At 42.0% G+C, this 6,128-nt stretch carries 8 protein-coding genes; 6 read left to right on the plus strand and 2 right to left on the minus strand.

What is annotated here, in order from left to right:
* The coding region (locus tag G491_RS0125850) for a DNA-methyltransferase (RefSeq protein WP_028316593.1) at positions 1–762 on the minus strand (762 nt) is incomplete at its 3' end.
* Between the two features lie 150 nt (positions 763–912).
* Here G491_RS0125850 and G491_RS35125 point away from each other — a divergent pair.
* The 6 genes from G491_RS35125 to G491_RS0125875 all read left to right on the plus strand — a co-directional run bounded on the left by G491_RS35125 (position 913) and on the right by G491_RS0125875 (position 4,636).
* On the plus strand, positions 913–1,155 hold the full coding sequence (locus G491_RS35125; protein ID WP_084511695.1) for a helix-turn-helix domain-containing protein: 243 nt from the start codon (positions 913–915) through the stop codon (positions 1,153–1,155).
* On the plus strand, positions 1,152–1,988 hold the full coding sequence (locus tag G491_RS34690; RefSeq protein WP_051327529.1) for a BsaWI family type II restriction enzyme: 837 nt from the start codon (positions 1,152–1,154) through the stop codon (positions 1,986–1,988). Before G491_RS35125 ends, G491_RS34690 begins: the two co-directional genes overlap by 4 nt.
* A gap of 118 nt (positions 1,989–2,106) precedes the next feature.
* Complete coding sequence (locus tag G491_RS0125860; RefSeq protein ID WP_028316594.1) at positions 2,107–2,751, plus strand: nucleotide-binding protein; 645 nt, start codon at positions 2,107–2,109, stop codon at positions 2,749–2,751.
* Positions 2,741–3,109 carry a hypothetical protein gene (locus G491_RS0125865; RefSeq protein ID WP_028316595.1) on the plus strand — a complete coding sequence of 123 codons (369 nt, stop codon included), beginning with the start codon at positions 2,741–2,743 and terminating at the stop codon, positions 3,107–3,109. Before G491_RS0125860 ends, G491_RS0125865 begins: the two co-directional genes overlap by 11 nt.
* Positions 3,110–3,266: 157 nt before the next feature.
* A complete protein-coding gene (locus G491_RS0125870) occupies positions 3,267–3,869 on the plus strand; it encodes a recombinase family protein (protein WP_028316596.1) in 603 nt (200 codons plus the stop codon).
* A gap of 125 nt (positions 3,870–3,994) precedes the next feature.
* The gene (locus G491_RS0125875) at positions 3,995–4,636 is read left to right on the plus strand and encodes a MerR family transcriptional regulator (protein WP_084511696.1); all 642 of its coding nucleotides are present in this window, start codon (positions 3,995–3,997) and stop codon (positions 4,634–4,636) included.
* 9 nt (positions 4,637–4,645) lie between these two features.
* Here G491_RS0125875 and G491_RS32595 read toward each other — a convergent pair whose 3' ends face one another.
* Positions 4,646–5,896: a replication initiation protein gene (locus G491_RS32595; protein ID WP_051327531.1), complete on the minus strand. Its 1,251-nt coding sequence runs from the start codon at positions 5,894–5,896 to the stop codon at positions 4,646–4,648.
* Positions 5,897–6,128: the final 232 nt, after the last annotated feature.

Consider the following 6,128-nt stretch of genomic DNA (forward strand, 5'->3'; position numbering starts at 1 on the left):
GGTTGTGCCAGAACCGGAAAAAGGGTCCAAAACAACTATGTCTGGGCCGGATTTACCATAAGCATCAATACACCTTAAGGGTAATTCTTCGGGAAATCTTGAAAAATGAGAGCGCCCAGAAATTTTCTCATTTGAAAATGTCCATACACTTTTAACCGGAGGTTTTATTTTAAAATTATGGTTCTTTTCGCTTTTAACTAAAAGATATATAGACTCATGTTTTCTGTGAGGCCGTCTACATCTCCCTTCTGGCATCGGATTTTTTTTGTCCCAAATTACTTCACCTCTAAATATATATCCGACATCACATAATCCTATTATCAATCTATATGGTAATGCCAGCAGGTTTCCATATGTTAACCACGGTGCACCCTTATCTATAAATGCTTTTCTTTTAGCCCGTGGCTTTATATAAGCAGAATTATTTTCTGCAAGGCCGTTTTGATTTTCTCCTAATGTACTATAATTTCTATCATCAATACGCCAATTCACGGGTGTATTATATGCGTCACCGATGTTTATCCATACAGCTCCAGTTTCCTTCATTTTGGGCAATAATAATTCGAATATCCTGATTAAAACTTTTATATATTCTCTCGGATCATCTTCTGTCCCCATTCCTTTTGACATACGTTGTCCCCAGTATGGCGGGCTAGTTACTACAATATCTATACTCTCATTAGGAAGTTCTTTTATGAGTTCGAAGCAGTCCCCTTCTGTGACACTGTTAACATGAAATGGTCCTATTTTTTCCACGTCCATTGTCTCTCCTTATAAAGTAGGTCTATTTATTTAAAGTTATTCTCTTTTTGGTTTAACCCCCCACTCATCTTGTGACCGAAATCGGTCACAAGATACACAAAAAACATGCTATTAGCAAGGGCTAAATCAAATTTTTGCAAAGGGTGCCCAATGTTGCTGGAAAGAAAAAATATTGTCGGAGATGCGATAAAAATCTCCAGAGAATCAAAAAACCCTAAAATAACACAGGAAGGGCTTTCTACTCGCCTTCAATTACTCGGATGGTCAGACTGTGACAGATTTACTGTCTCAAAAATAGAGCTTGGAACAAGAAAAGTTACAGATTATGAACTCAAACTTCTTTCAAAGGCGTTGGGCGTCTCTTCTGATACTCTTTTAGGGGAATTAGAATGATTATTAAAGTTTATGACGCCAAGCAAAAAGAAAGCGTAGACGTTAATATTAAAAATATCTCTGATGACCAGTATAACAATATCATCGAGTATTATCAGAACTCTCTTACGAAAAAAACTAAATCCCGAGCTGTTTCTGATTCTTATATTTACAGCTTAAAACTTTGTCCAGAAGCAAATCCTGCTGATCTTTGGTGGCATGTTATTTATAGATATTATCTGGATGAATATAGCGATCAAAGCTGGAAACGAACTGCTGGTTTTGCTCTTGAAATTGCTTTTGTTGATATTTATGCGCCTCTATTCGATCAATACGGAATTAATATTGAATGTATAACAGGTAATCGCGCTCACCAAGTTATGAAACAAATGGGTATTGATGATAAGGTTGGAAAATCAAAGCTGGACATAGTGCTTGAAGGTAAGTGTCATCATAATATTTATAAAGTCTTTGGTGGCCTTCATGTTAAAAGTAGTCTTGCAGAAAGAATACAAGATGATGTGCCAGCTAGTTTAGCTATGATGGAAGCCGGCTACTGGAGCGGTTTTTTTACTCTTGATGCAAAAGCGTTTCCTCCGCCTCATGGAGACGCCGTAGTTAGAGGTGAGCTTGGTTATAGAAACGATCCTGGTGGAGCTCTAAAAAGAAACTATTTTGAGCGAGATGGGCAATTCGATAATTGCTATTCATACAATCTAAGAACAAAACCAAGCGAAGGCGAAACCCTGTCAGGAAAAAAAATTTATCGGCTTTCATTCAGCGAGCCCAAACCAGACCAATTTATGCGAGATGTGATTGCCTGTTGGGAATCTAAGAAAAACACAATCTGCTAAACCTGTTCCTTTCTAAAATCCATTAAACTTCGCTTATCAATTTTCCCCCCTTCCCCCTATCTATTTCATCTGGTATAATGTCATGTCATTTCACGTCACACCATGCTAAGGGGGATATATGATTGTCCTAATCGGAGCGGAAAAAGGCGGCACAGGGAAAACCACCCTGGCCACGAACTTTGCGGCCATGAGAGCCCAAGAAGGCCATGAGGTTCTTTTACTGGATACGGATAGCCAGGGGTCGGCTACCTATTGGAGCCGGATACGGGATGATAAGGGGATCAAGCCCGCGATTTATTGCGCCCAAAAATTCGGACGGGTTGACCAGGAGGTTTCCAAGCTGGCCGGAAAATTCGACGACATAATAATTGACGCCGGTGGCCGAGACTCCGAAGAACTCCGGAGCAGTATGCTTGTAGCCCACAAAGCATATGTGCCGGTACAGCCGAGCCAGTTTGATGTATGGACCCTATCCCCTATGGCGCAGATGGTTTCAAAAGCTAAAATCCTAAACCCGGATTTGAAAGTTTATATCATCTTAAACCGGGCATCCCCTAACCCGTCCGTATCCGAGGCTGCGGAAGCCCAGGAGATTTTAGCCGACCTTGAGGAGTTGGAACTATCCAAAGCCCTTGTCCGTGATCGTATCGCCTTTAGAAAGGCAGCCAGGGACGGCTTAAGCGTTTCTGAAATGACGCCTCCGGACCCCAAGGCCGTGGCCGAGATCACCGAGCTTTACAAGGAGGTGTTTCATGCCGGATGAAAAGAAAAAACCCTCTCTTTCTATGACGCCCCCCGGAGCCATGGCCACGCCTGACCCGGAAAAAGAAAAAGCCAAAGAGGCTTTTATAAGCGAGGCCGGGCCAGCCAAAGGGAAAACAGAGGACAAACCAGAGCAAGAAGCGTCTAAACCTCCCAAAAAGAAAGCGCCTGCCCCCTACCCTTGGGAAGCTCCGGGCGTAGACGCACGGGTTATCAAAGCGTTTAATCTCCGTTTGAGCGAACCGGATTTTTTACGCCTTAAATACCTGGTGGAAAAATCCAATGAAAAAAGTATGCACGCCTTCTGTGCCCGTGTGGTTATGGAGGCCGTCAGTAAAGGCATAAAAGACATGAAATGACGTCAAACCATACCATGTCATGCTATGTTATTTCACGTCGCTCCATGCAACGCCATTTTATACAGTATGGCGTGGCATGGTATGGCGTTAGGCCAGGTTTGACACCCTTTCCCCTATCCCCTACCATTAAAGTAAGAGTCTAAATAATAGGTTTGATATGGCTAAACAATTAGTGGCCATCTATGCCCGCGTCTCCACGGACAAACAGACCGTGGACGCTCAATTAGAAGAGCTTCAAAAATACGCCAAGCGCCGATCCTGGACCCTTTACCAGGTTTTTACAGACCAAGGATTTTCCGGAGCCAACACCAAGCGCCCGGCTTTTCAAAAAATGCTGGAGGACGCCCATCGGAAACGGTTTGACGTGCTTTTGGTTTGGAAATTGGACCGCTTGAGCCGGTCTCTTAAAGACCTGGTGGATACCCTTGATAAACTCAATTCCTGCGGAATCGGGTTTGTGTCCTTTAGTGATCCTGGCCTTGATACCCTATCCCCCACGGGACGCCTTACCTTTCAAATTATCGGGGCCATGGCAGAGTTTGAACGCGCCCTTATGAGCGAAAGGGTTAAATCCGGACTCCGAAACGCCAAGGCGAAAGGCAAGGTCATAGGCAGAAAAACCGTGTTAACCCCAATGGTCAAAAGCCGGATAAAGGAGTTGAAAGGGCAGGGCCTTTCTAATGTCCAGGTGGCCAAGCGGTTGAAGATTAGCGAAGGTTCGGTGAGAAGAGCACTCCAACAAAAAGAAAAAATTTTATAAGATGTTGAAATTATTGAAAATTTTTGATACACTTTTTTATAGGGATCTTATAGAGTTTTAAGACGTTTAATATATCGACTTTATACAGGGTTTTTCCAACGGTGTATAAAGTTATTTTTACGCTTATGTTCACCATCGAGGAGGTTCAAGAGCGGACTGGTTTAGACATTTCGGTTTTGAGAAAATATATCCAAAAGCTCAAACCGTATCTAAACCCATATATACGGAGAGGGGAAAGCAATAGGCTTCTTTTTGATCCATCATCTATAATTATTTGGGACAAAATCAAGCAACTCAAAGAAGAAGGCTACACCTTGCCCACCATCAAGCAGGCGCTTGAAAGTATTCAAAAGGGCAGGGCAGACGGTGGCCAATCTGGAGAAAGCGCCTCAAACGAAAGTATCGCAAAGGGTTTAAAACCCGTCTCAAAGCCGGACAATATAGACGTGGCTTTGCTAAATGAGCTTAAAGAGGCCCTTAAAGACGTAGCCTTGGAAAAAGAGAAACGCCTTGCAGAAAAAGACGAAATTATCAGGATTCAAAAGGAATTGAACGAGGCAAGCAAAATCCTGTTGGCCTTGCCCGAGGGGAAAAGCCCGGAGGATATAAAAAAGGATCTGGCCGCGAAAGACCAGGCCATAAAAAAGGCATGGGGTAGGGCAGAGGAGGCCCTAAAAATCGCCCAGGAAATGAGCCAGGCCACGGGAATTTTTAATCGAGGAAAAAGAAAACGCCTCAAAAGGCGTCTTGACGAGCTGGCAGGGTAGGGGACGACCCTATTTTTGGCGCTTTTTCATCTCTGTTTCTATCCAATCCTCTTCCGAGGGAATATTAAACATTTCAGCTAAACGGCTTCTCACATTCGCCCCTAATAATATATTGGCAAATCGTTCATTGGGGCGCTTTTCTTTTATTTTGGCCAACTCCTCAGCTTCTATCTCTTTAATTTTGGCCTCTGGAAGGCTCTCACGGCCCTTTTCGACCTGTTCACGATAAAATCCTTGATAATCAACTTCTAATGTCTCTCTGAGGCGTTTTTGAGCTTCTGCTTGCCTTCTGGCCTCTGCTTCTTGCTCCTTTTCCACATCGAAAAAGGTCCTTTGCTCTTTCCAACCACTTTGAATGGCTTTTAGCGTATAAGGCCCAAGTTTCTTGATTTGCCCGTTATCATATTGCTTTTTTACATACTCAAGGACTTCCAAAATGTCATTTTCTCTATATTTTGATAATACATCTTTGGCTTGATCAGGGGATAAGAGGTAATATTCCTGTAATGTTGTATATAATTCGATATTCTTAATTTGTTCAAGCTCTTCATATAGCTCTTTTTCTGCCTCTTTTTCTATTGTTCTTGTTTTTATAAAAAATATTATACCTGTTACTTTGCGACCCTTTTTCTTTTCTCTAAACGTAAAAGCTATATCTGTAACCCCTTTTAGTTCTTTTTTGGCTTTATTCAGAATCTTATCCTTAAAATGTCCATATTGCTTATATTTATCTTCAGGTATACCCAGCCTTTTCTTTAAATCTTCAAATTCAAATGACCTTTCCCTTATTTTTTCAAACTGCTTGAGCAATTCATAAATTCTAATTGAATATGAACTTTTCAACTTCAACACGTTTTTCAACTGGTATGATGTAAATCTTGAGCGCAACTCAAGTAAATATGGTTTTAATTTAGGCGAAAATTCAAGCTCAACATAGCCTTTGCCATGATAATATTGGGCTGAGGCCAGCCAGCCAATTTGCAATTCACTATCATTTTCAATATTTCTGATGATTAGAACACGCTTCAAAAGATTTTTGGTAATTTCCTTAGTCTCGGTGTATCCAGCCTCATTTCTAACACCCACAAGCTCGTTGAAGTCCCGCACGTTGATCCGGTAGAGTTGAAAATCAGCATCATCCGGCTTAACCATGGAGGCCATCACTAAAATAATCCGTTGCTCCTGAGTCGTCAGGCGATAGGACGCCTCTATCAGGTAGTTGGACTTTACAACAAGGCTGTTTTCTTTGACTTGGCTCATTTTAAGGGAAACCGGCCTCTTCCTGTGCATAGGGAAAATAATTAATAATCATATTTCCAGCTTAATCTTTTATCACACGACTGTCAAGCGGGTGATTTTTAGGCCTGCCCATAAAAAAGGGGGGGGGAACCACCTCTATTTTATGGGACATGGAAAAGGTGATAGTTCAGCTACAACCGATTAATTTTTAGGATAAAAAGGGTTCACATGGAAAAGGTGATAATAAGAGGCC

It is taken from the genome of Desulfatibacillum aliphaticivorans DSM 15576, from assembly GCF_000429905.1.
In the GTDB taxonomy this organism is placed as follows: Bacteria; Desulfobacterota; Desulfobacteria; order Desulfobacterales; family Desulfatibacillaceae; genus Desulfatibacillum; species Desulfatibacillum aliphaticivorans.

Excerpts from the sequence above, each read along its gene's own strand:
- G491_RS35125 (WP_084511695.1), top strand. The coding sequence starts at position 913 with ATGTTGCTGGAAAGAAAAAATATTGTCGGAGATGCGATAAAAATCTCC.
- G491_RS34690 (WP_051327529.1), top strand. The coding sequence starts at position 1,152 with ATGATTATTAAAGTTTATGACGCCAAGCAAAAAGAAAGCGTAGACGTT.
- G491_RS0125860 (WP_028316594.1), top strand. The coding sequence starts at position 2,107 with ATGATTGTCCTAATCGGAGCGGAAAAAGGCGGCACAGGGAAAACCACC.
- G491_RS0125865 (WP_028316595.1), top strand. The coding sequence starts at position 2,741 with ATGCCGGATGAAAAGAAAAAACCCTCTCTTTCTATGACGCCCCCCGGA.
- G491_RS0125870 (WP_028316596.1), top strand. The coding sequence starts at position 3,267 with ATGGCTAAACAATTAGTGGCCATCTATGCCCGCGTCTCCACGGACAAA.
- G491_RS0125875 (WP_084511696.1), top strand. The coding sequence starts at position 3,995 with ATGTTCACCATCGAGGAGGTTCAAGAGCGGACTGGTTTAGACATTTCG.
- G491_RS32595 (WP_051327531.1), bottom strand. The coding sequence starts at position 5,896 with ATGAGCCAAGTCAAAGAAAACAGCCTTGTTGTAAAGTCCAACTACCTG.